Source organism: Chryseobacterium sp. LJ668 (assembly GCF_019613955.1).
Lineage (GTDB): Bacteria > Bacteroidota > Bacteroidia > Flavobacteriales > Weeksellaceae > Chryseobacterium.
Genome location: NZ_CP080443.1, coordinates 1,298,815 through 1,325,109, shown reverse-complemented (window position 1 = coordinate 1,325,109; position 26,295 = coordinate 1,298,815). Strand labels below are relative to the sequence as shown.

At 35.1% G+C, this 26,295-nt stretch carries 29 protein-coding genes and 2 tRNA genes; 14 read left to right on the top strand and 17 right to left on the bottom strand.

The window, feature by feature from the left end; translation table 11 throughout:
• Complete coding sequence (locus tag K0U91_RS06240; protein ID WP_220178795.1) at positions 1–903, top strand: glycosyltransferase family 2 protein; 903 nt, start codon at positions 1–3, stop codon at positions 901–903.
• 75 nt (positions 904–978) lie between these two features.
• Here K0U91_RS06240 and K0U91_RS06235 read toward each other — a convergent pair.
• The 3 genes from K0U91_RS06235 to K0U91_RS06225 all read right to left on the bottom strand — a co-directional run bounded on the left by K0U91_RS06235 (position 979) and on the right by K0U91_RS06225 (position 2,445).
• A tRNA-Val gene (locus tag K0U91_RS06235) sits at positions 979–1,053 on the bottom strand.
• A 33-nt stretch (positions 1,054–1,086) separates the two neighbouring features.
• A tRNA-Val gene (locus K0U91_RS06230) sits at positions 1,087–1,161 on the bottom strand.
• 39 nt (positions 1,162–1,200) lie between these two features.
• Positions 1,201–2,445, bottom strand: coding sequence for a bifunctional folylpolyglutamate synthase/dihydrofolate synthase (locus K0U91_RS06225; protein WP_220178794.1), 1,245 nt, complete (start codon positions 2,443–2,445; stop codon positions 1,201–1,203).
• A gap of 179 nt (positions 2,446–2,624) precedes the next feature.
• Here K0U91_RS06225 and K0U91_RS06220 point away from each other — a divergent pair, with 179 nt between their 5' ends.
• From K0U91_RS06220 to K0U91_RS06200, 5 genes are read left to right on the top strand one after another with little or no spacing between them, the layout of a single operon-like run.
• Complete coding sequence (locus tag K0U91_RS06220) at positions 2,625–3,959, top strand: TolC family protein (RefSeq protein WP_220179056.1); 1,335 nt, start codon at positions 2,625–2,627, stop codon at positions 3,957–3,959.
• A gap of 1 nt (position 3,960) precedes the next feature.
• Entirely contained in the window at positions 3,961–4,551 is a 591-nt protein-coding gene (locus K0U91_RS06215; RefSeq protein WP_220178793.1) for a SprT-like domain-containing protein, read from the top strand.
• Between the two features lie 2 nt (positions 4,552–4,553).
• Positions 4,554–5,636, top strand: coding sequence for a mannose-1-phosphate guanylyltransferase (locus tag K0U91_RS06210; RefSeq protein ID WP_258319595.1), 1,083 nt, complete (start codon positions 4,554–4,556; stop codon positions 5,634–5,636).
• Positions 5,637–5,694: 58 nt separating this feature from the next.
• The gene (locus tag K0U91_RS06205; RefSeq protein ID WP_259429452.1) at positions 5,695–6,336 is read left to right on the top strand and encodes a hypothetical protein; all 642 of its coding nucleotides are present in this window, start codon (positions 5,695–5,697) and stop codon (positions 6,334–6,336) included.
• A complete protein-coding gene (locus K0U91_RS06200) occupies positions 6,299–6,838 on the top strand; it encodes a GNAT family N-acetyltransferase (RefSeq protein ID WP_220178791.1) in 540 nt (179 codons plus the stop codon). The genes K0U91_RS06205 and K0U91_RS06200 overlap by 38 nt, the downstream gene beginning before the upstream one ends.
• A gap of 91 nt (positions 6,839–6,929) precedes the next feature.
• Here the strand turns inward: K0U91_RS06200 and bcp are convergent, their stop codons facing one another.
• A complete protein-coding gene (gene bcp, locus K0U91_RS06195) occupies positions 6,930–7,379 on the bottom strand; it encodes a thioredoxin-dependent thiol peroxidase (protein ID WP_219969908.1) in 450 nt (149 codons plus the stop codon).
• Positions 7,380–7,412: 33 nt separating this feature from the next.
• Between bcp and K0U91_RS06190 the strand changes: the two genes are divergently transcribed.
• Entirely contained in the window at positions 7,413–8,033 is a 621-nt protein-coding gene (locus K0U91_RS06190) for an endonuclease III domain-containing protein (protein ID WP_220178790.1), read from the top strand.
• Between the two features lie 87 nt (positions 8,034–8,120).
• Here the strand turns inward: K0U91_RS06190 and K0U91_RS06185 are convergent, their stop codons facing one another.
• From K0U91_RS06185 to K0U91_RS06175, 3 genes are read right to left on the bottom strand one after another with little or no spacing between them, the layout of a single operon-like run.
• Positions 8,121–8,567, bottom strand: a complete 447-nt coding sequence (locus K0U91_RS06185; protein WP_220178789.1) for a DinB family protein — start codon at positions 8,565–8,567, stop codon at positions 8,121–8,123.
• A 50-nt stretch (positions 8,568–8,617) separates the two neighbouring features.
• Positions 8,618–9,154, bottom strand: a complete 537-nt coding sequence (locus tag K0U91_RS06180) for a hypothetical protein (RefSeq protein WP_220178788.1) — start codon at positions 9,152–9,154, stop codon at positions 8,618–8,620.
• A gap of 1 nt (position 9,155) precedes the next feature.
• Positions 9,156–10,952: a DUF885 domain-containing protein gene (locus K0U91_RS06175; protein ID WP_220178787.1), complete on the bottom strand. Its 1,797-nt coding sequence runs from the start codon at positions 10,950–10,952 to the stop codon at positions 9,156–9,158.
• 166 nt (positions 10,953–11,118) lie between these two features.
• Between K0U91_RS06175 and K0U91_RS06170 the strand changes: the two genes are divergently transcribed.
• From K0U91_RS06170 to K0U91_RS06155, 4 genes are all read left to right on the top strand, one after another.
• Positions 11,119–11,580 carry a hypothetical protein gene (locus tag K0U91_RS06170; protein WP_219969913.1) on the top strand — a complete coding sequence of 154 codons (462 nt, stop codon included), beginning with the start codon at positions 11,119–11,121 and terminating at the stop codon, positions 11,578–11,580.
• 172 nt (positions 11,581–11,752) lie between these two features.
• On the top strand, positions 11,753–12,457 hold the full coding sequence (locus K0U91_RS06165; protein ID WP_220178786.1) for a MotA/TolQ/ExbB proton channel family protein: 705 nt from the start codon (positions 11,753–11,755) through the stop codon (positions 12,455–12,457).
• A 9-nt stretch (positions 12,458–12,466) separates the two neighbouring features.
• Positions 12,467–12,862, top strand: coding sequence for an ExbD/TolR family protein (locus tag K0U91_RS06160; RefSeq protein ID WP_220178785.1), 396 nt, complete (start codon positions 12,467–12,469; stop codon positions 12,860–12,862).
• 5 nt (positions 12,863–12,867) lie between these two features.
• Positions 12,868–13,746, top strand: a complete 879-nt coding sequence (locus K0U91_RS06155) for a ferric siderophore ABC transporter substrate-binding protein (RefSeq protein WP_220178784.1) — start codon at positions 12,868–12,870, stop codon at positions 13,744–13,746.
• A 109-nt stretch (positions 13,747–13,855) separates the two neighbouring features.
• Here the strand turns inward: K0U91_RS06155 and K0U91_RS06150 are convergent, their stop codons facing one another.
• The 9 genes from K0U91_RS06150 to K0U91_RS06110 all read right to left on the bottom strand — a co-directional run bounded on the left by K0U91_RS06150 (position 13,856) and on the right by K0U91_RS06110 (position 21,645).
• Entirely contained in the window at positions 13,856–14,242 is a 387-nt protein-coding gene (locus tag K0U91_RS06150; protein ID WP_220178783.1) for a hypothetical protein, read from the bottom strand.
• Positions 14,243–14,259: 17 nt separating this feature from the next.
• A complete protein-coding gene (locus K0U91_RS06145) occupies positions 14,260–15,663 on the bottom strand; it encodes a nucleoside recognition domain-containing protein (protein ID WP_220178782.1) in 1,404 nt (467 codons plus the stop codon).
• A 175-nt stretch (positions 15,664–15,838) separates the two neighbouring features.
• Positions 15,839–16,351 (bottom strand): DUF6973 domain-containing protein, encoded by a 513-nt coding sequence (locus K0U91_RS06140; RefSeq protein ID WP_219969919.1) that lies wholly within the window; start codon positions 16,349–16,351, stop codon positions 15,839–15,841.
• Positions 16,352–16,404: 53 nt separating this feature from the next.
• Positions 16,405–17,259, bottom strand: a complete 855-nt coding sequence (accD, locus tag K0U91_RS06135) for an acetyl-CoA carboxylase, carboxyltransferase subunit beta (RefSeq protein WP_219969920.1) — start codon at positions 17,257–17,259, stop codon at positions 16,405–16,407.
• 73 nt (positions 17,260–17,332) lie between these two features.
• Positions 17,333–18,403, bottom strand: coding sequence for a class II fructose-bisphosphate aldolase (fbaA, locus tag K0U91_RS06130; RefSeq protein ID WP_220178781.1), 1,071 nt, complete (start codon positions 18,401–18,403; stop codon positions 17,333–17,335).
• A gap of 71 nt (positions 18,404–18,474) precedes the next feature.
• Positions 18,475–19,341 (bottom strand): NAD kinase, encoded by an 867-nt coding sequence (locus K0U91_RS06125; RefSeq protein ID WP_220178780.1) that lies wholly within the window; start codon positions 19,339–19,341, stop codon positions 18,475–18,477.
• A 1-nt stretch (position 19,342) separates the two neighbouring features.
• Complete coding sequence (locus K0U91_RS06120) at positions 19,343–19,993, bottom strand: CBS domain-containing protein (protein WP_219969923.1); 651 nt, start codon at positions 19,991–19,993, stop codon at positions 19,343–19,345.
• Between the two features lie 226 nt (positions 19,994–20,219).
• Positions 20,220–20,756 (bottom strand): RNA methyltransferase, encoded by a 537-nt coding sequence (locus K0U91_RS06115; protein WP_220178779.1) that lies wholly within the window; start codon positions 20,754–20,756, stop codon positions 20,220–20,222.
• Positions 20,757–20,826: 70 nt separating this feature from the next.
• Positions 20,827–21,645: a bestrophin family protein gene (locus K0U91_RS06110; protein ID WP_259429451.1), complete on the bottom strand. Its 819-nt coding sequence runs from the start codon at positions 21,643–21,645 to the stop codon at positions 20,827–20,829.
• Between the two features lie 144 nt (positions 21,646–21,789).
• Here K0U91_RS06110 and K0U91_RS06105 point away from each other — a divergent pair, with 144 nt between their 5' ends.
• The 3 genes from K0U91_RS06105 (at position 21,790) to mutS (ending at position 25,830) form a co-directional block, all read left to right on the top strand.
• Positions 21,790–22,671, top strand: a complete 882-nt coding sequence (locus K0U91_RS06105) for a cupin-like domain-containing protein (protein WP_220178778.1) — start codon at positions 21,790–21,792, stop codon at positions 22,669–22,671.
• A 60-nt stretch (positions 22,672–22,731) separates the two neighbouring features.
• The gene (locus tag K0U91_RS06100) at positions 22,732–23,151 is read left to right on the top strand and encodes a hypothetical protein (RefSeq protein WP_220178777.1); all 420 of its coding nucleotides are present in this window, start codon (positions 22,732–22,734) and stop codon (positions 23,149–23,151) included.
• A gap of 90 nt (positions 23,152–23,241) precedes the next feature.
• On the top strand, positions 23,242–25,830 hold the full coding sequence (gene mutS, locus K0U91_RS06095) for a DNA mismatch repair protein MutS (RefSeq protein WP_220178776.1): 2,589 nt from the start codon (positions 23,242–23,244) through the stop codon (positions 25,828–25,830).
• Between the two features lie 3 nt (positions 25,831–25,833).
• On the opposite strand, the gene K0U91_RS06090 is transcribed toward mutS, so the two are convergent.
• On the bottom strand, positions 25,834–26,280 hold the full coding sequence (locus K0U91_RS06090; RefSeq protein WP_219969928.1) for an energy transducer TonB: 447 nt from the start codon (positions 26,278–26,280) through the stop codon (positions 25,834–25,836).
• Positions 26,281–26,295 lie beyond the last annotated feature (15 nt).

The window sequence follows — 26,295 nt, the reverse complement described above, 5'->3', positions numbered from 1 at the left end:
GTGAAGCTATCTGTATGTATTCCGGTTTATAATTTTGATGTTCGGCAACTTGTTTACAACCTGAACGACGAAATTAAAAGAAACAAAATCAATGCTGAAATCATTTTAATTGATGATGCTTCTGAAAGTCAGTTTAAATCGATCAACGAGACGCTTAAAAATCAAGTAAGAGACTTTATTTTCCTAGAAAAAAATATTGGCAGATCTAAAATCCGTAATCTTTTTTTAGAGTATGCAGTGGGAGAGTATTTTCTTTTTCTCGACTGTGACGGCAAAATAATTGATCCTGATTTTTTGAAAAAATACATACAATTTATAGAACAAAATCCTAATGCCTACGTAATTTATGGTGGCAGAACGGTTTGTAAAAACCTACCTGAAGATGATTATATTCTTCGATGGAAATTTGCCGTAAAACGTGAAAATCTTGCCGTGTCAGAGCGCGCTCGTAAGGCGTATCTGTCTTTTCAGACTAATAACTTTGTTATTCAAAAAGAGACACTCAGAAAGATCAATTTTAATTCTGAATTTGAAAAATACGGTTATGAAGATCTACTTTTCGCCATGGAACTGAAATCCAAAACCATTAAAATAAATCATATTGAAAATCCTGTTTTTAATAATGATATTGAGACAAGCAAGGTCTATATTAAAAAGGTAAATGAATCTATAGAAAGTCTGGCAAGAATGCTCAAAAATACTTTTATCAAAGATAAGTTATCGGAGATCAAATTGGTTCGTGCCTATCATTTTATAAAAAAAACACATTCTGAATTTTTATTTCTTGCAGTATTTAATTTAATAAATAGCAGAATAAAAAAAAATCTGCTATCTGGGAATCCTAATCTTCGGAATTTAGATATGTATAAACTAGGGTTGCTGCTTGGGAAAATGAAAAATTAATTTTAAAAGAAAGGACCTAAATTATAATGACCTTTTTAAAATAAAAAAACTCTCAAAATAATCCGAGAGTTTTTGTGGGCCCTGAGGGATTCGAACCCCCGACCCTCTGGGTGTAAACCAGATGCTCTGAACCAACTGAGCTAAGAGCCCTGAATTTTTTTGAAAGGTTTCAGTAAACCTTTGTGGGCCCTGAGGGATTCGAACCCCCGACCCTCTGGGTGTAAACCAGATGCTCTGAACCAACTGAGCTAAGAGCCCTAGACGATTTCTCGTTTTGAGTGGTGCAAATATACACACTTATTCTTTATGAATCAAATTTTTTTCTAAAAATTCTCCTACGACAAAATTGCTTCCTCCAATAAAAATCATTTCTTCTGGTGTAGCCTGTTGTTTTGCAGAAAGATAGGCTTCCTGTACAGAGTTAAAAATTTTGTAAATAATTTTAGCTTTAGCTAACAAATCAGCATAATCATTGGGATGACGCCCTCTGTTGATGGATGGCTTAGCAAAATAAAAAACAGAATTTTTAGGGAGTAAGGCCATTACTTCATCTATATTTTTATCATTTACGAATCCTAAAACTACATGTTTGTGCATCGGCATCGAATTAAGCTGTGAAAAAACCTGTTCTAAACCTGCCTGATTATGTGCCGTATCACAGATTGTCAGCGGATCTTGTGAAAACTCAAACCAGCGGCCGATAAAACCGGTATTTTGATGCACGTTTAGCAACCCGTTTTCTACATCTAATTCAGAAATTTTTGACCCTAATTTTTTAAGCTCGTCAACCAAGCCAAGAACTACCTTAATATTTTTTTCCTGGTAATTTCCTTTTAAATCTGATTGTAGATTTGTCTGTATTAAAGTGGCGTCAATTAAATTGGCATTCTCATTTTCGGCTTTAGCTTTAATAATATTTTGCACCACCTTATCATCGTCTCCAAAAACTATTGAAACACTGCGCTTAATAATTCCGGCTTTTTCAAAAGCAATTTCTTCAATGGTATTTCCTAAAATATTCTGATGGTCAAGCTGAACATTGGTAATCGCAGACACCAAAGGGGTAATAATATTCGTAGAATCCAACCTTCCGCCCAACCCGACTTCAATAATCGCAAAATCTACGTTTTTCTGATAAAAATATTCAAATGCCATAATCGTTGTGAACTCAAAGAAGGAAGGAAAAATATCCTCCGGAAGTGTTTTGAGCTTCTGAATAAACTGAAAAACAAACTCTTTATCACAGTTTACACCATTAATTTTGATTCTTTCTGTAAAATCAATTAAATGAGGAGAATTGTACAGACCAATTTTATAACCCGACTCCTGCAGTACCGAAGCGAGCATATTACTCGTAGAACCTTTCCCGTTGGTACCTCCAATATGAATGCATTTTATATTTTCCTGCGGATTGCCAAAGAATGCGCAAAGCCGGATGATATTTTCAAGTCCGGGTTTATAAGCCTTTTCACCATCGGTCTGATAATTCGGAGCCTGAACGAAAAGCCAATCAACAGCTTCCTTATATTCTTCGTTTGTCATAATGCAAAATTCTCAAAACTTTCATTAAAATGAAACAATAATTTTTCATAATTGTAACTTTTTTACATTCTTTACGTCTAATGGATAAAAAGCTGATACGAAATCGCATTCAATCTGTTTTGTAAATGAAAATACTTGGAAATGCGAAAGAATGTAACCTTAAAAATAAATATCTACAGATGAAAAAAGTTTTGGTGATTATTTTAGGATTATCTGGTCTGGGCCTAAGCGCTCAGAAGAAATGGTCTTTAAGAGAATGTGTAGATTATGCAGTTGAGCATAATCTTCAGGTGATCCAAAATCAATATTCAAAACAAATTCAGGATGCCAATCTTAAAATTGCTCAGAATAACTATCTTCCGTCAGTCTCTGCAAATTTAGGGAACAATGTAAGTTTCGGGCAAGCGTCTTTAGGAACAGGAAGTATCAGAAACGACAGATTCAGCAATAATATCAATATCGGAGCTGATGTTTTGATCTTTAACTATGGAAGATTAGAGAAGACCATCAGAAAAACACAGTTTGATGTAGAAGCAAGCCAATATGATATTGAAACAATTAAAAATGATATTTCCCTTCAGATTGCTCAGCAATACTTAACTACTTTATTGAATAAGGAGATTGTAAAAATTGCACAAAGCGCTACCGAAAACGCAAAAAAACAGTTTGATAGAGCAAAAATTACAACAGAAGTAGGAACGACTGCTCAAACCATTGTGGCGGAAGCCGAAGCGGCATGGGCAAGAGAAAAACAAAACCTGAAAACCGCCGAAATTAATGTAGGAAGAAGCTTATTTGCTTTAGCTCAGTTGTTACAACTGCAGGATTATAAAGATTTTGATGTTGAAAATGTTGAAATCGGTGAGCAGCTAAGTCCGCAGCTAATCTCTGTTGATGAGGTTTTAAATACAGCATACGAAAATCAGCCACAGGTAAAAGCAGCAGAAAGCAGAATAAAATCTGCCATTGCACAGACAGAAGTGACCAGAACAGCATTTTGGCCAACAGTAACTGCAAGCATCGGTATAGGAAGTTTTTACAATAATATTTTACCGCGAACTGATCAATTTGGTAATTCAATTATTGATCCTACATTTTTCAGTCAGTACAAAGATAATTTTGGTCAGCAGGGGGGAGTTTCTGTGAATATTCCTATTTTTAACAAAGGAATTACCAAGCTGCAGGTAGAACAGTCAAAAATTAACGAAAGCATTGCCAAAAATTCTTTAGACCAACAAAAACAAGCTGTAAAACAAAATGTACAAAAGGCCCAGTTTGATGTGGATGCTAATTACGAAGTCTACCTTGCTGCTGTAGAAGCCGAAAAAAGTACAAAACTGGCAATGGATTTTGCAGACAAAAGCTACGTTGCAGGAAGAGGAACGATTTATGATTTAAATATTGCCAGAAATAATTATGCAAATGCACAGGGGTCGGTAGAGCAGGCAAAATATAATTATCTTTTCAGCCTGAAATTATTGAATTTCTATGCAGAAATTCCATTAAGTTTGTAAAATGTCTATTCATTCATTAGAAAAATTTTTACCACAGAATACACTTCCGTATTTAAAGAATTGGTTTTCAGATCATTCAGTTCATATTAAAATTACAAGAAATCGCAATTCTAAACTTGGAGATTACAGAAAGCTCCGGGATCTCTCACATGAGATAACAATCAATTCAACATTGGCGCCACAGCTTTTTTTCTTTGTTTTGACCCACGAACTGGCGCATCTTATCGCTTTTGAAAAATTCGGCAGAAGAATTTCTTCCCATGGACAGGAATGGAAAAATACGTTCAGGATCATGCTGCTGGAAAGCTTAGATGTATATGAAGATGATTTTAAACCAATCATCATTAAATTTTCAAAATCTCCGAAAGCCAATTTTATGGCAAGTCCGGATCTGGTAAAATATTTTCATATTAAAAATCATCAGGATGATGAAATTTACGTTGAGCAGCTTTCGAAAGGTGATTACTTTATCTATCGTTCAGAAAAGTATTTATTGGAGGGTCTGATTAAAAAAAACTATCTTTGTCTCAATCTGGCAACAGGAAGGAAGTATGCTTTCAAACCTTTGGCTAGAGTGAAAAAATGTAGTTAAATATGTCAAAATCAGATACATACTGTGTGATTATGGCGGGAGGAATCGGCAGCAGATTCTGGCCTCTGAGCACACAAAAATTCCCAAAACAGTTTCAGGATATATTAGGAACAGGCAGAACGATGATTCAGCAGACTTATGACAGAATAAGTAAAATGATTCCTGACGAAAATATATTTGTCATCACCAATAAAGAATATGTGAGTCTGTCTCACCAGCAACTGCCGGAAATTCCGGAAGATAATATTGTCGGTGAGCCCTTGATGAAAAACACTGCGGCGTGCAATCTTTACATGGCAAATAAAATTGCAGCAATCAATCCTGATGCTACGATGGTGGTGTTGCCCGCTGATCATTTAATCCTAAAGGAAGATATTTTTATAGAAAAATTAAAATTGGCGTTTCAACAGGCCGCTGCCAACGATTATCTGGTGACTTTAGGAATTACCCCGACCCGTCCCGACACCGGATACGGATATATTCAGTTTGTTGATAAAAAAGATTCAGACTACTTTAAAGTTAAGACATTTACCGAAAAACCAATCCTTGAATTGGCAAAAAGCTTTTTAGAGAGCGGTGATTTTCTATGGAATGCAGGAATTTTCATCTGGAATGTAAAATCCATACAAAAAGCTTTTGAAATATATCTTCCGGAGATGACCCAGCATTTTACAGCTTGTGAATATAATTCAGAAGCAGAAAAAAACTGTATTGAGCTCATTTATCCTAAAGTGCAGAAAATTTCAATCGACAACGGAATTTTAGAAAAAGCAAAAAATGTGTATGTAATTCCTGCAGATTTGGGCTGGAGCGATCTGGGAACGTGGACTTCAGTTTTTGAAAACAGTGAAAAAGATGAATTTCAAAACTCGATCAACACAAAAAATTCGATGACTTACGAGGCTGAAGGAAATATTATTCATATAAAAAATAACAGTAAAGCAATCGTTATTGACGGGTTGAAGGATTACATTGTAGTAGATACTGAGAAAGTTCTTTTAATTTGTCCCAGAGATCATGATCAGCTGATTAAAGAATATGTTTTAGACTTAAAAAGCATAAAAAAAGGAGATAAATTCATGTAAAAATATTGGCATAATATCTGCCGCATTCTGAATTATGATACATACACCTCGACTTAGCATGATCTTTTTTTTAGCTATAGGAACTTTTATATTTTCTCAGGAGAAAAAGAAAAATTTCAGCACTCAGAATGTTTTGGCGAGAATTATACCCAACGATAAAATTGATTTTTGGACTTTAGTTCAGAATAACTACGGAAAAAATGAAGAAATCAAGACTTCCGGTGCCAAAAAAGATTACGCACCTCAGTCTTCTGGTTTTAATATCACGCCTACTGAAGATAGTTTTTATTACATAGTCTATTCAGAAGCAGGAAAATTAAATTATATCACCGAAATCGCTGGTCTAAAAGATTTTATCGGCAAGGTTGATAATGTAGAAGAAGCTGCTCTTGCACAGGTTTTGGAAGGTTATGTTATTGATGAGCAGTTCGCTCACGTTGCCGGAAACTACTATGAAGATAAGGCCAATTATTATCTGGATCTGGGAAAAGTTACGTCAAAGGAGTGTCCTTATGAGAAAAAGCATTTTACAGTGACCGTAAATAAAGCAACATCACAGATTTCTGAAGTGAAAGAAAACGGAACTTATATTGAATTGTATACCAAAAAGTGCCCGAACAATCCACGTCTTTTAAAAATCGAAAAGAAAGAAGAACCGAAAGATGAGCCAAAGAAAAAACCTGTCAGAAAAAGAAAATAATAACTACGAAACCGAAAGGCTGATCATTCGTCCGATGTCTACGGATGATGCAGATCTTATTCTGGAGCTTTATAATATGCCGAATTTTATCAAATTTATTGGCAACCGAAACATCAAGACTCTTTCTGATGCTGAAAATTATATTAAAGAAAAATTTCTCCCTCAGTTTGAAAAATCAGGTTTTGGAAATTATCTTATTGTTCTAAAAGAAGGAAACCAAAAAATAGGCGGAGTCGGAATATTTGAAAGGGAAGGTTTAGATATTACAGACATTGGCTTCTCAGTTCTGGAAAGATTTGAAGGAAAAGGATATATGTATGAGGCAGCTCAGAAAATCAAATCAATCGGCATGGATGACTTCGGTCTGACTAAAATTTCAGCAATCACTACAAAAGACAATTTTTCTTCTCAGAAATTAATCGAAAAATTAGGTTTGAAATTTCAGAAATACGTCACGCTTCCTAATGAAGATGAAGAATTGATGTATTATGAAACGGATTAGTTAACTGCGAATTACTCAAATGTTTTAAACGGATTGACACTGTAATATTCGTGTTATTTTTGAAAACATTGGTGAGTTGGTCCTTCAAAAACTATCCTTCTAAAATTTGTTCGGCGGCCGTTTTTGAAGTTACTTTCTCAATCACCCGGGTGCAGGTTCCTTTTTCATCAAAAAGGAAAGTCGTTCTTACGATGCCCATATAGGTTTTTCCGAACGTTTTCTTTTCCTGCCAAACCCCAAATTTCTCGATGATGTCAAGGTCTTCATCCGCAATCAGATCATAAGGAAAAGCAAATTTGTTATGAAAGTTCTTTTGCTTTTTTACCGAATCTCCACTGATTCCCAACAATTGAAAACCCGCTTTTTCTAACCGAGAATAATTGTCGCTGAGGTTACAGGCTTCCACCGTACAAGTGGGTGTGTTTGCTTGTGGGTAAAAGAAAATAATCAGTTTCTTCCCAAGTAATTTTTCTGAATTTACGGTTTCTCCATCTTGATTGGTTCCTTCAAAACTCGGTAATTTATCTCCTACTTTCAGCATAATGATTTATTTTTGCTCAAATTTAAGGGTTACATGACAAAAAAGCAAAGAGCAGAGCTTATTCAGATAGAATTAGAGAAATTATATCCTACCGTTCCCATCCCTTTGGAGCACACAGATCCGTTTACTTTGATGGTTGCGGTTGCGCTTTCTGCACAAACTACAGATAAAAAGGTGAATCAGGTGACACCAAATCTTTTCGCTGTGGCGGGAACTCCGCAAAGAATGGCAAAACTTGAAGAATTTCAAATCAAAGAACTCATTAAAGAAATCGGACTTTCAAATACAAAAGCCAAGAATCTAAAAAGGATGGCAGAACTTCTTTTGGAAAAACATAATGGAATCGTCCCTCAAACTTATGAAGAATTGGAAGCTTTGCCCGGAGTTGGTCATAAAACTGCTTCTGTAGTCATGAGTCAGGGCTTTGGATTTCCAGCTTTTCCCGTCGATACGCACATTCACAGATTAATGACGCAATGGAAGCTGACATCAGGAAAAAACGTCGTAGAAACGGAAAGAGACGCAAAAAATATTTGGAAAGAAGAAGTCTGGAATAAACTTCACCTTCAGATTATTTTTTACGGAAGAGAATATTCTCCCGCAAGAGGAAAGGGAGAGAAAGATTTTCTGACTAAAATGTTGTTTGAGAAATAAAAAAAGTCGCAAAATTCCCCTCCTTTGGAGGGGTGGCGAAAATTCAAAGAATTTTTGACGGGGTGGTTTCAGAATAAATAATTTAAATTAATTCACATCCAACAACCTTCTATGGTAATTAATCTGTCCCAAATGATAACTCAAATGCCCAAACAAATGAATCAGAAAATACTCTGTCGTCATTTTGTAACCTAATGGCTCAATAGGATATTCTTTTGCCAAATCTTCTTTAGAAAGTTGATCAAGTGTCGAAATAACAACATTTAAAGTTTCTTCAACTTGTTGAATCAATTCAGATTTTGGAATGTTTTTTAATGAAAATTCTTCTTCACGATTTCTTACATATCCTGAATTTCCAAGGATTGCTCCAAAGAAATGTTTAAGATTTCCCACCAAATGAAGGCAAAGATTTCCTCCGGAATTTAAAATGTCTTTATCAATTTTCCACAGTGCTTCTTCGTTTTGATAAGATTCAATTTCTGTTTTTAATTTATTTAAATCTCTGGTGTATAGTGATTTTAAAGATTGTGTCATAATTTTAGATTGTACCTTCTGTATATAAAAATTAATATTTTAGATAAGTCTTATTTAATAACTGCTTTAAAATATCCTCTGAAATCTTTTGTAAACGATTCTACTTTTGTATTGTAATGTATAAAACCATAAATGGAGTCGTTTTTCTGAAAATTATTTTTATTTAAAATTAATTTTTGATAAACAAGGCTGGTTTTTATAAATTTTCTTTCTCTATGTAATGTTTTTGGATCAATATCCTTAATGAAAAACTCACCGTCAAAAACCTTAATTAAAATACCATTTCCAAAATACTCGTTACTATTATTTAGCAAAATATTAAGTGTGTCATTTTTATAGAAAGTCTCACACTTATAATTATCGATCTTAAAAAGATTAGTTGTTTCTATAATATAAGCTGTTCTTGTTTTACTTTCGAATATTTCGTCTTCAAATAATTTTAATTCGGGATATTTTGAAAGGAGTTTAATCGTATCATTATTAATTATATTTTGATCAACAATAAATTTATCGTAAGACTTCTTTTCATCAGTTTTACAGCTGATTATCATTGTTAAAACAAATAAGATTAAATAATTTTTTATCAATTTACTTCTGCTTTTTCGCCCAAAGCTCCATTTTTCTATTCAAAACGTCCAATGGAAGGCATCCCTGATTCAAAAGCTCATCATGAAATTTCGCCAGACTGAATTTCTTACCCAATTGTTTCTGATACTGGTCCCTCAGTTCCCGGATTCTTAATGAGCCGATTTTGTACCCCAAAGCTTGTCCGGGCATTGCCATATATCTTTCTACTTCGGCCGTTGCTCCGGCTTCGTCGTAAGCGATGTTGTTTAGGAAATAAGTAATAGCTTCTTCTCTCGTCATTTTTCCGCTGTGAATTCCGGTATCAACAACCAAACGAACAGCTCTCAACATTTGATCGCTTAAATATCCCATTTTTTGATAAGGATCGGTGTACAATCCGAATTCCGGTCCTAAAGTTTCACAATAATGTGCCCAGCCTTCACCATAAGCACCAAACCAGCCAAACCGCATAAATTTTGGAAGTTTTGTGTTTTCCTGCTGCAGAGAAACCTGATAATGATGTCCCGGAATGGCTTCATGCAAAAACAATGATTCCATACCGGAAGTGACGTTAAATTTTGAAGGGTCAGGAATCGGCATATAGAAAATTCCCGGTCTTTTTCCGTCCGGAGTTCCCTGTATATATTCTGCACTTGCACTTGCTTCTCTGAATTTTTCGGTCTGTCTGATCTCAAATTTAGTTTTTGGTGTTACGCTGAACATTGTTTTTAACTTCGGAGTAATTTTAGCCAGAATTCCGTTAAAACCAGTTAAAACTTCTTTCGAGGTTGTGTAAGGCATTGCTTTTTGATCTGTTGTTACTGAAGTAATAAATTCTTCAAGTGTTCCGGTAAAACCAACCTGCTCTTTTACTTTTTCCATTTCGGCACGAAGCATTGCAACCTGCTGCTGCCCGATTTTATTGATTTCTTCAGGAGATTTATTGGTGGTCGTCCAGCTTTTTACGTAATATTTATAAATGTTGTCTCCTTTTGGAAGGCTGTTGTAACCGTCTGTTTCTCTGGATTTAGGCAAATATTCTTTCTCTAAGAATTCTCCCATTTTGGTGTAGGCAGGAATGATATTTTGTGAAACCGCATCTTGGTAGAGCTTAGTAAATTTTTCTCTCTGTGCAGCAGTAAAGTTTTTAGGGAAATTTTTTACCGGACCCGAAAAAATATTTTTATCAAAATCTGATGTGATCAATTCTTCGGCTTTCATCTGCGGAATCATTTTCAGAACCAATTTTCTTGGTAGTACCACTTTATTAGTCATTCCTTCACGGAAGTTGTCTGTTGCAGCGTTCATCCATTCCGGAAATTTTTCCATTCTTTTCAGCCAGTCTTCATAATCTTTTTCAGTGTTAAAAGGCTGGCTTCCCTGTCCGCTCCCGTATAAAGGAAAATTCAGCGGTAAACCGTTAAACTGGTTAAACGGAATATATTCCGGATGATAAGCGTATGCTTCAATTTTATCTTTCAAAGTATAATCCAAAACATCATAGACTACCTTGTCGTCGTCTGAAAGGTCTTTGTAATCAACGTTTTCCAGCTGCGTCTGTACAGAATGGTAGAAAGCAATTTCGCCGGAAATAAAATCTTTATCAATGTTAATAGGTAATTGATCATTATATCTCAAATCTCCTTGAGAGGTAGCTTCCAAGGGATACAGTTTTAAATATTGTTCATAATAATTTGCAGCAATAGAATCCAGATTGGTAGGTGTAATTTTAGTTAACGGAGAATCTGTCTTTCTGCATGAAGCCAGACTTAGGATTAAACCTAATCCCAGTACAGCATTTGATATACTATTTTTCATTTTAAAATCTTTAACACAAAAATAGAGAATATTAGAATAAGGTACATTTGTAGAATTGCTATTTATAAAAAAATAATTTTGAAAATATTTTAAACATTCATACAATTTTTTATCTTTGCCTAAAGCGTTTAACAATCATAGTATTACAGTTCTTTTTTAAGATATAATGAAAGGGATTTTAAAAATTTACCATCCGGACGAAACATTGAAGTACGACATAAAAAGCACTTACTGTAAGGCTGTTTATAGCAATCAAAAGCATTTTCTGGAAGTCGAGATCATTACAGATGACAGTTTGGATCATGTGGATGATGATTCTCTGCAGTATAATTTTCCTCAGCTTTTGCTGCAGGTCAATGATTTTCCAATTGATTCACCTGAAATTGAGGGCAAATCTCTTATGATTAATGATACTGAAGACGAAATTTATACTGAAGTTGATTTGTTTGATGATGAAGATGCTTTCATTTACGACAACGAGCTTTTGTTTGATAAAAATGAAGAAGGTGAACTTCAGGTAGTCTGGAAAGGGAATATTGACGATTTCTACACAGGATCTGATAATCCGCTTCCATTCAGGCTTAAATGTGAGTTTACACCCGATGAAATTATCGTAGACGAAGACTAACTTTTTAACAAAAAAACACGTCTAAATTTCTTTTCAAATATATTTTTGGAAAGAAATTTGCTGTTTTTAGGCGGAATATTATTGTAGACCTATATTTTAAGCTTATTTTAAGATAAGTATTAATAATAATCCTTTATTTTTGTCGTTCAAACCATTATAAATAAACTAATTGATGCTGTTAACGGAACTTACTCAGATTTTAATCGCACAGGCTGCTGCTCCCGCTGTGGTAGCCAATAAACTTGAATTTTCATTTTGGGATATCCTATTTCATGGGGGTGCTTTTGCTAAAATAGTAATGGCGATTGTTTTGGCCTTAGGAGTATTCTCGGTCTATCTTTTTTTTGAAAGATTTTTCTACATCAAAAGAATGACTACAAAGACTGATTCAAACTTCATGAATAATATTGAAGATTTTATAAGAGACGGAAAAATAGAGGCAGCGGCAGATTACTGCAAAACCCAGAATTCTCCGGAATCAAGGATTTTAGAAAAAGGAATTTCAAGATTAGGAAGACCGGTTTCAGACATTGTAAGCGCCATGGAATCTCAAGCGCAGATAGAAGTTGCCAATATGGAAAAAAACCTGAATCTTTTGGCAGTTGTACCAAGTATTGCGCCGATGTTGGGGCTTTTAGGAACTGTTATCGGGATGATTATTGCTTTTTTTGATTTGTCTCATGCTGAAGGAGCTTTCTCACCAAAAACTTTGTCTGAAGGTATTTATACGGCATTAGGACAGACAGCTGTTGGTTTGGCGGTGGCAATTCCTGCGAATTTTTTCTATAATATTTTGCTGACTAGAATCGATAAGTTTGTTTTGAGAACACAGAATGTCTCCGGCGAATTTTTAGATCTTATTAATAAACCTTTGTAATATTCGAGTATGAAAATTCAGAGAAGAAATAAAGCACATCCGGAATTCAGCTTAGCGGCGATGACAGACGTTATTTTGCTGATGCTGATCTTTTTTATGATCACTTCTTCGGCAGCTAATCAGAGTGCTATTGACGTTAAACTTCCTCAAACAGGAAGTGTGGAAGATAATATCCCGAATCCGATGACCGTGAGCGTAAAGCCAGACGGTTCATATTATGTGAATGATAAACCGGTTGCAAGAGAATTGGTAGAACAAACCATTGTGAATGATCTTAATAGTAAATCTTCAAAATCATTTACCATACGAGCAGATGAAAGCACTATGCATAAAGATGTAGTTTTTTTAATGGAAATTGCAGAAAAGCATAAATTAAATATTGCCATTGCCACGGTAAAAGAATAAAGCAAATGAGAGGTTACACGATAAACAGAGCCGAAGAAAATAAAGACAAAGCAAAAAGTGCAATACTTTCTGTGATGATCTGGTCTGCTATTTTGTTGTTCGTTTTCATCTATAAAATGAAACCCACAGAGCGTCCTAAGGAAACAGAAGTTGTTACCACAATGCTTGTCAATTTTGGAGATAACAGGAATGGAGCAGGAATTGACGAACCGGCCAATCAGGAAGGAAGTCTGGCTGCAAAAGCTGAAGAGAACGAACCAGAACCGGTAAATACTATTTCTGAACCTAAAACAGTAATCACTCCCGAGCCAAAACCTGAAACAAAAAAGACGGAAGTAAAAGATAAAATTATTAACGGAAACAATTCTAAAGTTACAGCTCCGAAAAAAGAAGATTCAAAAACCAATAAAAAATCAACAGCCAGTTCTACCACAAAAAACAAAGCTAAAAGTTCTGCAACAACAGCCAATTCAAAAACAGGAAATGGTGATGGAAAAGGAACTGCCGCAATTGGAAATTTAATCAAAGGCCGTGGAACAAAAGCAGGGAGCCAGGGAACAGGAGACGGAATCGGAAATAATGGTGATCCTTTAGGAGGTGATGGAAACGGTGACAGCAAAATAGGGATCGACAGAAGATTGGTAGGCTACATTCCCGGAACGATGGGAAGAGGAGGCGCACAACCGAGTCACAGCTGTTCTGCAGGAGGATCCATCACAATTTCTTATACTGTAGACAAGGCTGGAAACGTAGTTTCTGCAAGACGATCAGGCGGAGTTTCAGATCCTTGTGTAGTTTCTACCTCAGTTTCTTGGGTTAAAAAATATGTGAAAGCTGAGAAAGCCAGTGTTTCTTCCACCGGAAGTTATAAAATTTCATTCTAAAAATACAAAAGCACTTTATTCAAGTGCTTTTTTTATTTTATATGTAAATATGTATTCTTTTTAATTGTCATATATAATCGCCTAATCTTTATTGGTTTTTGTTGGAACGTTAGTTTTTGGCGATTTCGTTAATCCTATTGATTATAGGAAGAGAAAAAATTCCGCTGGTCTGGAGATATAATTGGTAAAAAACGATGGCTTTTTCTGAAAAATCTTTAATGTCAGTTTCTTTTGCTTTCGCATAAAAAAGATGACCTAAAAGTTCAAAATACGGAATATGGTGATTGCTTTCTTTTTCATGAATCGATTGTGTAATTTCTTCAGCAGATTTTGAAGAAAGTTCATCAAAGCTCATTTTAAAGGTGTCGTTCATATTGGTGTCGAAAATCCTTTGCTGATCAGAAATACTTTCTTCATTTTCACCTAAAATTCTTTTTGTAAGAAATTCAGAAAACTGTCTTACAATGCGAAGAATGTAATCTTTATCGTGTATCATTTTTTATATTATTAAATTTAAGCAAAAAACAAATATGCCAATCCAATCGCAGTAATCACACCCACCAAATCAGCCAAAAGCATAGCAATAACCGTATATCTTGTATTCTTTACAGCAACTGCTCCAAAATAAACTGCAATCACATAAAATGTGGTATCTGAGCTTCCCTGAAGAACCGCCGCCAATTTCCCTTGAAAACTATCTGCTCCAAAAGTTCTCATTGTATCAACCATCATTCCTCGCGCTCCGGAACCGGATAAAGGTTTGATTAAAGCAGTAGGCAGTCCGTCAACAAATCTAGCATCCAAGCCGGAAAAATTAGCAAGCCATTTCATACCGTCGATAATCACTTCAAAAACTCCTGAAGTTCTTAAAAGCGAAATTGCAATCAGCATACCTACCAAATATGGAATAATTTTTACACAGGTTGTAAAACCTTCTTTTGCCCCGTCAACGAATGCATCAAAAACATTAATTTTTTTATAAACAGCTCCAAGAACAATTGCTAAGAAGATAAAAAGGATCAATCCATTACTTAAAACCTGACTGAATATGTCTAAATTATCTTTGCTAAGTCCTGTAAGATAATAAACAAGAAGTCCAACCAATATAGAAATCCCTCCAACGTAGGCTAAAAGTACAGGCTGTAAAAGATTTATTTTTTGGTAAATAGAAACGATAATCATTGCCGCTAATGTTGCCGCAAAAGTTGCAATCATGCAGTAGAGAAAAATATCAGTAGGACTTTTTGATCCATTTGTTGCTCTTAATGCGATGATAGAAACAGGAATCAGCGTCATTCCACCTGCGTGAAGGCAAAGAAACATAATCTGAGAATTGCTTGCAGTATCTTTATTGGGATTTAAAGTCTGTAAACTTTCCATCGCTTTTAATCCAAACGGAGTGGCAGCATTATCCAATCCTAAAAGATTAGCACTGAAATTCATCAGCATGTGCCCGAAAGCAGGATGATTTTTTGGAATTTCAGGAAATAATTTTGAAAAAAATGGTTGAATTAATCGGCTTAATAAATTGATTCCGCCTGCTTTTTCAGCAATACTCATAAATCCCATGAACAATGCCATAATTCCTATCAAACCCAGACAGATTTTTACGGCTGTTTCTGAAGTTCCTATGACGCCATCTGCCTCCTGAACTCGATAAACTTTTACATTTTGTTTTAAAGAATCGGTTTTATAGTGAATTCTGCTGTCTGCAAAATCATTTTTTTTTATCAAACTGTCTCTTACAATAGGAGAAAGTGTAGTGATTTTTTTTGTGGCAATCTGCACCGTATCACCACCTTTTCCAACAACCATATCATTAAAAATGGTTTTGTAGTGACTTGACGAAATGTATTTTATACTGGCAATGGCAATGGCGATGATAATGAAAGCCGACCAAATTCTGCTGAGAACCATTTGATTAAATTAATTGATTAAACTTAGTTAAAATTACTATAAACTGCAATAATTAAAAAGGAAGAGTAAATAAGCACATTGTTCGTCATTCCGTAGAAATCTAAACTATTATCTTAAAGGAAAAATGTCTGAGATTCCTACGGAACAACAAACTTAAAATATAAATTAAATATTTCTACTTTTCGTCTAAATAAACCAACTCTCCTTTAAAATCATCATCTAAATTTTTCAAAACTTTTGCAGCAGCTGTTTTCTTCTTCAATTCTTCAATAAAGAAATTTTTCTCAAAAAACTGGCGGTGAATTCCGGGTAAAAGTTCCATGAAATAATCCATACCTACTTTATTGTTATGCAGATCCATTTTTGTTTCCAGAGGCTCATTGGGGAATAAATCTTCGTGCAGATCTGTAATTTTCTTACAAAAAACCAATGCCTTTTCCGGAGAAGAAATTTTACTGCAGTACATCATAATCAGGCAGCACCAAAATGCATGACGAAATGCATTGCCTTCACCGTTCTTAGATGCAGTTTCCGGATATAATTTCTGCGCAATCGAAAAAGCCTTTACCGTGGCGTAAAAACTTAACATAGAAAACAGAGGATGAGGCACAACAGCCAATAAGAGTTTAAGAATTTTCTTAAAACTCATGCTTTTGACTGTATTGAAAATTACTTTAAAAGTTCGCATAAAATAAAAATCTCTCCCGAAAAAGAGAGAGACTGATAAATTTTAGTTTAATCTTAAGCCTTTACGGTTAATAAATTCACTGTTTTAGAAACGGTTTCTTTAATTTCAGTTCTTTTCACAATAAAGTCTACAAAACCTTTTTCCTGAAGGAATTCTGAAGTTTGGAAACCTTCCGGTAAATCTCTGCCTATTGTTTCACGAATTACTCTTGGTCCGGCAAATCCGATCAATGCTTTCGGTTCAGCCATAATGATGTCTGCCGTCATGGCGAAGGAGGCGGTAATTCCACCAAAAGTGGGATCACAGAGGTAAGCAATATATAAAAGTCCGGCTTCGGAAAGCTGAGCCAGTTTCGCCTGAACTTTTGCAAGCTGCATCAAAGAATACGTTGCTTCCTGCATTCTTGCACCTCCGGACTGACAAATAATCATATAAGGAAGTTTTTTTGCAATACAGTAATCAACCGCTCTTCTGATCTTTTCACCCATCACAGAGCCTAAAGACCCGCCGATAAAAGCAAAATCCATACAGGAAACCACCATTTCGGTTCCGTTGACAGTTCCAACTCCGTTTCTGATAGAATCAGTAAGTTTTGTTTTGGCTTTCACCTCTTTCAGACGGTCGGTATAAGATTTTGTATCTTTAAACTGAAGCATGTCTATACTTTCAACATTCGCATCCAGTTCTGTAAATTTACCTTCGTCAAAAAGAATGCTGAAAAACTCTGCACTTCCAATTCTTACATGAAACCCGTCTTCAGGGGAAACGTAGTTGTTTTTTTTCAGTTCCTCATGTTCCACAACTTTACCTGAGGGAGTCTGATGCCAAAGTCCTTTCGGAACATCTTTTTTCTCGTCGGTAGAAGTGGTAATATTTTGTGCTTTTCTTTTAAACCAGTCAAATGCCATTTATGAAATTTTAGATTTTAGATTTTGAATGATAGATTAAACAATTTAAAATCTATCATTCAAAATTTATAATTTATTTAAGCGTATTTACGTTATTTAAATCTTCAAATGCTCTAACTAATCTTTTAGAGAAAGTTTCTTCTCCTTTTCTGATCCATCCTCTTGGGTCATAGAATTTTTTGTTAGGCTTTTCTTCTCCTTCAGGATTTCCGATCTGAGTTCTTAAATATTCTACGTTTTCTAACATATAATCTCTGATTCCTTCTGTGTAAGCGAATTGAAGATCAGTGTCGATATTCATCTTAATAACTCCGTAATCAATTGCTTCTCTGATCTCTTCTAAAGTAGAACCTGAACCACCGTGGAAAACGAAATTAATCGGTTTGTCTGCCGTTCCGAATTTCTCCTGAACAAATTTCTGAGAGTTATCCAGGATTTTTGGTGTCAACACCACATTTCCTGGCTTGTAAACTCCGTGTACATTTCCGAAAGCTGCTGCAATTGTGAAGTTGTCTGAAATTGCCTTTAATTTTTCGTAAGTATAAGCTACATCTTCAGGCTGAGTATATAATTTAGAATTGTCAACATCAGAATTGTCAACACCGTCTTCTTCACCCCCTGTTACTCCGATTTCAACTTCAAGAGTCATCTGCATTTTTGCCATTCTTTCGAAATACTCAGCAGAAACCTCAAGGTTTTCTTCTAAAGATTCTTCAGAAAGATCCAGCATGTGAGAAGAGTACAGCGATTTTCCGGTCTGCTTGAAGAATTCTTCATTAGCATCCATCAAACCATCGATCCAAGGCAATAATTTTTTTGCAGCATGATCGGTATGTAAAATTACTGTTGCTCCATAAGCTTCAGCAAGGGTGTGGATGTGTCTTGCTCCTGCGATACCACCTAAAATAGCTGATTTCTGAGCGTCGTTGCTCAAACCTTTTCCGGCGTTGAAAGATGCTCCACCGTTAGAAAACTGAATGATTACAGGTGAGTTTAATTTTGCTGCAGTTTCCATTACTGCGTTTACGTTGCTTGATCCGATTACATTTACTGCTGGTAATGCAAATTTGTTTTCTTTAGCATACTGAAAAATATCTGTAACTAACTGACCTGTGGCAACTCCTGCCGGGAAAATTCTGCTCATGTTTTACTTTTTATAAAATATTAGGGTAATTTTTGAAAATTCTTGTAAAGATAATCAATTTTGAGAAATTACTAATTTCTTTTATCTCGTCCCCAAAGTAGCTTTTGACGAATGGTTTCGTAGAAACTTAAATTATTGGGCTGTACCAATAACAACTGGAAGCTCGCCTTTCTGATCACAATTTCTTTATCGGTTTCGATATGAATTAATCTTGAATCCAATGAAAGGGAATATTGAGGAACTCTGCTTTCTACTTTAAATTTAATTTCTACTTTATCATTCACAACCAAAGGTCTTACATTTAAATTATGTGGAGCAATCGGAGTAATCACAAAGTTTTCGTTGTTTGGAGAAATGATGGGTCCGCCACAACTTAAAGAGTAAGCTGTAGATCCTGTAGGAGTAGAAACAATCACGCCGTCGCCCCAGAAAACATTTAGAAATTCATTATTGATATAAGAATCTACCGTCACCATTGATGTAGTTTCTTTTCTGGAAATCGTTACATCATTTAAGGCATATGGAAAAAATTCGCCAGATTTTGGTGAAACGACTTCAATCACTGATCTTCGGCTGGTTTTCACATCACCTTTTAATATAGAATCCAGTTCTTTAAAGGCTTCTTCTTTAGTAAAGCTTGCCAGAAACCCAAGTCTTCCGGTGTTGACACCTACAACAGGAATTTCCAGGTCTTCAATGAAAGTCAGTGAATTTACAATCGTTCCGTCACCACCAAAAGTGAAGAAAAGATCGACCTCTTTATCAATAAGATCTTGCTTTTTGGAAAAAGTTTCAAAAATTTTAGAAAACTGTAACGCTTCAGCCATTTCGTCAAACAAAACAGATTTTACGCCTCTGCTTTCCAATTCAGAAATAAATTTGCTTAAATATAAAAAAGTATCAAGATCTTTTTTCTGAGAATATATGGCTGCCTTCATATTATATTTCGATAAATTTTTGTAAAAAACCTAAACGGTCTTTGAAAAGATCTGATTTTTCATCAGAATAATATTTTTCAACAATTCTGTAATCATAACGATCAAAAGTAGCGTCGATTGATGCTAAATTTTCATTGCTTATTTTGATGGTAATATGAATGACATCATCAGACATGAACGTAATAAACCCGCCGTAGAATTTAGAATTGTTGCTTTCTACGATATTCGCAATTTCCGTCATAGAGTATTTTCTTGCCGGCGTTTCAACGGTAAGAATAGCTCCGGTTTCTGAAAACAGAGGGTATTTTGAAAAGGTCTGAAAAACATCATCACAACAGATGTATCCCAGATATTTTTCACTTTTATTGATCACGGGAATCACGTTGGCGTTGAATGTGTAAAACAAACGGATGCTGTCCATAATATTGTTATCCTCCAAGATCGCAAATCGCTCAATCTGATGTTCGAGATTTTTTAGCGTGCCTTCGTCTTCGTATAAAAAATCTTTGGCGATGGCCCCGTAAAAGTGATGTGATTTTTTGATGAAAATATGTGTATATCCGAAAGCTTCTAGAGTTTCTCTAGCCGATTCGATAGAGTCAGTCAGATGAAAACACGGAAAATCTTTTGAGATATAGTCCTTGATAAACATTGTGCTAATTTATAAAATTTTAAACGAAACCTTCCTGCTTTATTGCAGTTTTTTTTCATAAAAATAAAAAAAACGAAAAAATATTTTGTTGGTAAATGATAATAAATTATCTTTGTCGCCTTTCATTTTTACTTTTTATTAGATTTATTTCAAACTGCACTGTCTTTTTAGACAGCCGCAGTTTTTTATTTTAGAGCTTTTGCAACTCATTAACTTTGAAAAAAAATTACTGAATTCCTAAAACTTTTGCAAACTCCCACATTACAATTCCACCACAGACACTTACATTTAAAGAATGCTTTGTACCGAGTTGTGGAATTTCAATAAATGAATCTATATTCTGTAAAGCTTCGTCGCTGATGCCTTCCACTTCATTACCCAGAATCATAGCATATTTTTTTGTATTGTCAATCATAAAATCGGTAATCATTTGGCTATTGGTTGTCTGTTCAATACCTACAACTTCAAACCCCTGACTCTTTAAATCATTTATGGTGACATTGATATCTTTTTCATGCGACCAATCTACACTTTCGGTGGCTCCCAGTGCTGCTTTGTGAATTTCACGGTGTGGCGGCTGTGGTGTGATGCCACATAAAATAATTTTCTGAACCAAAAAAGCATCTGCCGTTCTGAAAGTCGCGCCCACATTGTGCATACTTCTTATATTATCTAAAACAACCACCAACGGAATTTTTTTTGCTTTTTTAAAAGCTTCTACATCAATTCTGTTGAGTTCTTCAAGTTTTAATTTGTTTATCAAAATTTATTTATTTCTATTTATAACTTACGATTTCTTCTTTCATAACGGATTTAAAAATTCCGTTTTGTTTCTATCTTTTTACACTCATAATCTGGTGCACATTTTTCTCAATATTCTGTGCAATTGCTTCCATTGGGATATCATTTTCATCATTGTTAAAAGGATCTTCTATTTCTTCTGCGATCAATTCCAGACTCATCAAAACATAATAGACAAAAACCGTCAGCGGAATCATGAAGAGACCCAGATTGATAACGTAGGCAACCGGTAGAGCCAATACATATAAAATGATGAATTTCTTTATAAATGAAGAGTAAGAATAGGGAATAGGCGTATTTTTTATTCTCTCACAGCCACCGCAGACATCCAGAAAACCTGTTAATTGGGTATCCAAATAAAGCATTTCGACATCAGAAATCTTGCTTTCTTTTTTTAGCTTATACAGTTTATGGGTAAGAAGGGTGATTAGTTCTGTTGGTCCGTGATGTTTCAGTGATTGTTCAATCTCAGAATAATCTTCGTCCAAAGCCAGTCTCGTCGATTCCTGAGAAAGATGTTTTGCCAAAAAATGAGGAAAATATTTCAGGTATCTCGAAATCTGATCAGCAGATTTTCGGTCGTCTGTAAGAATAATATTAATTTTTACTGCAAAATTTCTTGTGTCATTCACGAGTTTTCCCCAAAGTTTTCTGCCTTCCCACCATCTGTCGTACGCGGTATTCGTTCTGAAAACCAAAAGCAAAGACAACACAAATCCCAATAACGAGTGAATCAGTCCGACATTACTGATTTTAGATTTTACTGTCAAATGCAGATACTCAACTTCCAGATACTGAATTCCATAGGAGTAAATTGCCATTAAAACCATTGTTGGAAAAAGAATTTTCAAAGTGTCGCTTTTGTGTAAGCTGACCAATATTTTCAGGAAATTTTTGGTATTGTAAACTCTCATATTGAATGTCTGTATTGCAAAGATAAATTTTTATAAACTTCAAAAAAACACTATTTTTATTTCGCATTAAATTACAATCCCATGATTCTCGAAAACGTAGATGTTGTCACTGATATCAGTAAAGAAGATTTTCAGGAAAACTATTTCAAAAAACAGAAACCCCTTCTGATCAAAAACTATGCGAGCCGCTGGGAAGCTTTCGATAAATGGAATTTTGATTTTATTAAAGAAAAAGCGGGTGAACAAGAAGTTCCTTTATATGACAACAAACCGGCAAGTGCTTCTAAAAGCTCAGATGCTCCTGTGACAACGATGAAAATGAAAGATTATATAGACACGATAAAATCTAGACCTTCGGATCTGAGAATTTTCTTCTATATCATCACCGACCGTCTTCCAGAATTGCTTAAAAATTTTACTTATCCCGATTTGGGAATTAAGTTTTTCAAAAGATTACCGACTCTATTTTTTGGCGGAAGTGATGCGCATGTTTTAATGCATTATGATGTTGACTTAGGAGATTTTATGCATTTTCATTTTGAAGGCAAGAAGAGAATTTTGTTGTTTGACCAAAAACAGTCGAAGTTTTTATATAAAGTTCCGCTTTCGGTTCACACGGTTTACGATATAGATTACGAAAACCCGGATTACGAGAAATTTCCTGCATTGAAATATGCAAAAGGCATTGAGATTTTTATGGAACATGGTGACGCACTTTTCATTCCCGGAGCTTTTTGGCATTTCAACAGATATTTAGAACCGGGCTTTTCAATGTCATTAAGAGCCTTACCCGGTAAACCCAAAGTTTTTGCCAATATGTTGTACCATGTTTTCATCATGAGATACACAGATAAGATTTTGCGAAAGTTATTTAAAGCTCAATGGGTTGATTATAAGCAGAAATGGGCGTATGAGAAAGCAACGGAAGCGTTGGATAAATATTCGAGTAAGAATCAGATTTAATTCTCTCAGATTTTCACAGATAAAATATTATAATGTTGTTTAAACAATTTTCAAATCTACATGTTCGAAAAATATTTTAAAGATGATGAAATCAAAAATGAATATAAAAAAAAGTTCATTTCACTTTGGCCAGGCTGGCTCGGTAAAGAAAACGATCATTTATTGGACGAAGTGACTGAAGCTGATTGGTCTAAATTTAATTCTTTAATAAAAATTATTTTTAAGCATTATAGACTGCAAGTCGTTGATTTTAAAAAAAGAAGATTGATTAACGTCAAAAATATTGAAGACTTGCTTTGCGATTACGAGGATTCGGGGAATAAAAACTCCAATGAATTTTCAATTTATATTATTCCTGAACTAGACTGTGTTTTATCTGAAGATTGGGATTATACATTCATACTATGGTACAAAGGCGAAAATGCTATCAAAAGTCTCAGACCATTTATTGAAAAATCTGGACTATTTGATTTTAATTGATGACAGAACTTTTGGATGAAACTAAAATCTGCACTTTAATCCTTCTTTTTTATTTCATACTTTTACATCCCAATTTTAAGACAATTTTTAATGGCAAAGGCGACGAAGAAAGAAACCCCGTTAATGACGCAGTACAATACCATCAAGGCGAAATATCCTGATGCGCTTTTGCTTTTCAGGGTGGGAGATTTCTATGAAACCTTCGGGCAGGACGCTGTGAGAACTTCCCAGATTTTAGGAATTGTTCTAACTAAAAGAGCCAACGGTGACGGCCATATTGAGTTAGCTGGTTTTCCGCATCATTCGGTGGATTCTTATTTGCCTAAATTGGTCAGAGCCGGAATTCGTGTGGCCATTTGTGACCAATTGGAAGATCCGAAAACCGTCAAAGGAATTGTAAAACGAGGGGTTACAGAATTGGTTACGCCGGGAGTGACGTTCAATGATCAGGTTTTGACTTCTAAAAAAAATAATTTCCTTCTTTCGCTTCACAAAGAAAAAGAAAAATACGGCATCGCTATGGTTGACGTTTCTACCGGAGAATTTTTGGTAAGTGAAGGAAATTTAGATAAAATTTTACACATCATCAATACTTTTGATCCAAGTGAAATTATCTACCAAAGAAGTGTTCAGATCCCGGATCAGCTAAAAAATAGGAATGCTTTTAAACTTGAAGACTGGGCCTATCAATATAATTTTGCTTACGAAAAACTGACAAATCAATTCAGAACTAATTCTTTAAAAGGCTTTGGGGTCGAAGATTTGCCTTTAGCAATTACTGCTGCAGGAGCTATTTTCGCTTATTTAGTGGAAGATACCCATCACAAATTACTGGCACACATCACCAAAATTCAGATCATTCCGCAGGAAGATTACCTGATGATGGATCATTTTACGCTGAGAAATCTCGAAATTGTTTACCCAAGCAATACGAAGGGAAAATCTTTACTGGATATTATTGATAAAACTTCTACACCAATGGGCGGAAGATTATTGAGAAGAAGAATCATCCTACCATTAAAGTCTGTTGAAGAAATTGGAAGACGCCTCTCGTTAATCGATTTTTTAAACGAAAACGATCAGCTGAAATATGAAATTTCACAGTTATTGAGAGCTATTTCAGATTTAGAACGGTTAATGGGAAAACTGGCGTCAGAAAAAATCTGCCCGAAAGAATTAGGCTATTTACGTCAAAGCCTTATTAATATACAGAAAATTAAAGGTCTGCTTCATCCTCACGCCGATGTTTTGGCATGGTTGGAGCCGTTAAATTCTTTAGATGAATTAATTCAGTTGCTTGAAAATCATTTAAATGAAGAACTTCCTGTGAATCTTGCTAAAGGAAATGTCATCAAACAAAACATCTCAGAAGAACTCGATTATTTGAGAGGTTTACAAAACAAAGGAAGAGGTTTTCTGGATGAGATGTGCCAAAGAGAAGTGACAAGAACAGGAATTACCAGTCTGAAAATTGATTTTAATAATGTTTTCGGATATTTTATTGAAGTAAGAAATACCCATAAAGATAAAGTTCCTGGTGATTGGATCAGAAAGCAGACTTTGGTAAACGCTGAACGCTATATTACAGAAGAATTAAAGGAATATGAAAGCCAGATTTTAGGTGCTGAAGAAAAAATAAGTGTTCTGGAAAATCAACTGTACCGAAAAGTATGTTCGGATACGATGATTTACATGGACCGAATTCAGGAGAATTCAAATATCATAGCACAGCTTGATGTTGCAGTCGGTTTATCGGAACTGGCGGTTTCTGAAAGCTATACAAAACCTGTCTTAAATGAGGGTTTTTCAATTGATTTAAAGGAAGCAAGACATCCGATTATTGAAAATGCTCTTCCTTTAGGTGAAAAATACATTCCGAATGACATCTTTTTAGACAGAGATTCTCAGCAGATCATTATGGTAACCGGTCCCAACATGGCGGGTAAATCGGCAATTCTTCGTCAGACTGCGATTGTTTGTCTGATGGCTCAAATCGGAAGTTTTGTTCCTGCTAAACACGCTGAAATAGGAGTTTTAGATAAGATTTTTACAAGAGTCGGAGCTTCAGATAATATTTCTGCTGGCGAATCAACTTTTATGGTGGAAATGAACGAAGCGGCTTATATTTTAAATAATATTTCAGACCGGAGTTTGATTTTACTAGACGAAATTGGTCGCGGAACCTCCACTTATGACGGGGTTTCTATTGCATGGGCGATTGCAGAATATCTTCACCAGCATCCTACGCAGGCAAAAACTCTATTTGCAACGCATTATCATGAGTTGAATGAGATGACCGTCAATTTTGAGAGAATAAAAAATTTCCATGTTTCGATTCAGGAGAATAAAGGAAATATCATCTTTTTAAGAAAACTAATTCCAGGAGGTAGTGAGCATAGTTTCGGTATTCACGTGGCAAAATTAGCTGGAATGCCTTCAAAAGTAGTCAACAGAGCCAATGATATTCTGAAAACTCTGGAAGCAGGTCGTTCGCAAAGTAGTTCATCTGAAAGCATCAAAAGAGTGACCGAAGAAAATATGCAGCTGTCTTTCTTTCAGCTTGACGACCCTGTTCTGGAAAACATCAGAGAAGAACTGACGAAGATTGACATCAATACTTTGACACCAATTGAAGCTTTAATGAAGCTGAATTTTATTAAAAAAATGATTGGGAAATAGAGATTAAAATTCTTTACTCGTCAAAGGAAAATACATCAGGTAACGTACAGGTTCGCCTTTTATTGTTGCCGGTTTCCATCGGGCAAAAATTCTTCTTAAGCCCAATTCAGCGGCTTCTGTATGTTTTTTATTACTGCCAATGGCTGTTACGTTTCGCACATACCCGCTTTTTTCTATAATAAAATAAAGACGGGTATCTACCTTTTCTTTGATCTTGACATCTAAAGTTTCAATGCTTTCAAAATATTTTCTTTTAAAAACTTTAAGTCCACCTGGAAATTCCGGAGCAGTATCTGCGTTGGTGACAACATCCTTCAGGCTCATTTTTGTCTGTAAAATCGCATAGTCAGGAATTGCAGGTCCGTTTTTCTGAACTACAGTTTTTGATCCTGAAGTTTGTGCAGAAAATAATGTAGTGAAAAACAAGAGGAAAAAAACCGTTTTTTTCATTAAATTTTATTTTAA